The sequence below is a fragment of the Heyndrickxia sp. FW510-T9 genome (assembly GCF_058781025.1).
Map to the genome: position 1 here is coordinate 1 of NZ_JBYSWK010000102.1, position 1,806 is coordinate 1,806.

General features: G+C 35.7%; 2 protein-coding genes. One reads left to right on the plus strand and one right to left on the minus strand.

The genetic code is table 11. The features are described from left to right. The first annotated feature begins 106 nt into the window (after nucleotides 1-106). Nucleotides 107-949, plus strand: a complete 843-nt coding sequence (locus AC3WJF_RS22990) for an aldo/keto reductase (protein WP_492456418.1) — start codon at nucleotides 107-109, stop codon at nucleotides 947-949. 269 nt (nucleotides 950-1,218) lie between these two features. Here AC3WJF_RS22990 and AC3WJF_RS22995 read toward each other — a convergent pair whose 3' ends face one another. Then, nucleotides 1,219-1,644 carry an ester cyclase gene (locus AC3WJF_RS22995; RefSeq protein WP_492456420.1) on the minus strand — a complete coding sequence of 142 codons (426 nt, stop codon included), beginning with the start codon at nucleotides 1,642-1,644 and terminating at the stop codon, nucleotides 1,219-1,221. Nucleotides 1,645-1,806: the final 162 nt, after the last annotated feature.

The window sequence follows — 1,806 nt, forward strand, 5'->3', positions numbered from 1 at the left end:
CAAGGATCGAATTGAATCCGTGAGGATTCTAAGAGTCCCAAGTATTGAGTCTAATTATTTATGTGCGAAGTTTGAGTGACTAATTAATAAATTGGAGGAAAATATCATGATAAAAAATTTACAAGATACAACTACTATGCATAATGGAGTTAAAATGCCATGGTTTGGATTAGGGGTTTTTAAAGTAGAAGAAGGACATGAGCTAGTTCAAGCAGTTAAAAACGCGATTAAACACGGATACCGCAGCGTGGATACAGCGGCAATTTATGAAAATGAAACAGGTGTTGGTAAAGGAATTTTAGAAGGAATAAAAGAAGCAGGCATTTCACGAGATGACTTATTTATCACATCCAAAGTGTGGAACGCTGATTTAGGATATGAATCAACATTAAAAGCTTTTGAGACAAGCTTGGATAAACTCGGTTTGGAATATTTAGATCTATACCTTATTCACTGGCCTGTCGAAGGAAAATATAAAGAGGCATGGAGAGCATTAGAAACTCTATATAAAGCTGGAAAGGTTAAAGCAATTGGAGTTAGTAATTTTCAAATCCATCATCTTGAAGACTTGCTTAAAGATGCGGAAATAAAACCAATGGTAAACCAAGTGGAATTACATCCGCGCCTTACCCAAAAAGAGCTTCTATCTTACTGCCTAGAAAATCACATCCAGTTAGAAGCATGGTCCCCATTAATGCAGGGACAATTATTGAATCTGCCAGAGTTAAAGGTAATCGCTGAGAAATATAATAAATCTGTAGCCCAAATTATTTTAAGATGGGATTTACAAAACGGCATCGTCGTTATTCCAAAATCCACAAAGGAACACCGAATTATCGAGAACGCGGATGTATTTGACTTTTCACTATCCGTTGAAGATATGAAGACCATTGATGCTTTAAATCATGATCACCGAGTAGGTCCGGATCCTGATAATTTTGATTTTTAATTTCTATTAAAAAAGGTGGCCATTGGGTTAACGGGTTCTGTTTTGACGTTCAAAACTTAAAATAGCAACCTATTTCGCAAGCTAAATAACACACAAAAAACACCGCTAAAACTTTTTGCGGTGTTTTTCTTTAAAAATAATTTCTTCTTAAACTAAAGCACTCTTCGTGGGACAAAAAAAGATCGCCGTAGCGACCTCATCTTCTTTAACTATTGCAGCCGTTAGTTCATGAAGAGATTATCATCTTAATAATTCGGAATATTAAATAACTATATAATATTTTTATTGTACTCTAATTGTTTTTGAACTCCTGACCTATCAATTTGAATCCAATACTCGGAAATTTTTTCATCTTCTATCCTATATACGGCACTTGTCATTTGAGTTATTGGAAGTCCTGTAGGTTGATATCCATCGACTACTCCTACGTGTGTACCTACTTGTTTCCAGCGGACATATACTTTTTGTCCTTGTACCAATAATTCTTGAATTTCTAAAGAATAATTACCATATGCCTCAATCATTTCGCTGACGTGTTCAGCATAATCTTTAGGGGTCCTTAAGACTGTTTGTTCTTCCTCGGATGTAATTTGATGAGCCAGTACTTGTTCGGACATTAATTGATTTGAGTAGTCAGGATTTTTACCTGATCGTACTTCTTCAAAAAATTTTCTAATTATTTGTTCTGGTGTCATTTGAACACCTCCCTATTTATTTCAATGCTTATTCTACCAGAATTGATTCTATTATTACTATCCAACTAACCTTCCCCGCTTGTTCAATAATCAAAACCACCAGTGTGAACTGGTGGTTTGCTCTGCGGCTGAAAGCCTCTCTTACCGGCCTTGGCCTTAAAG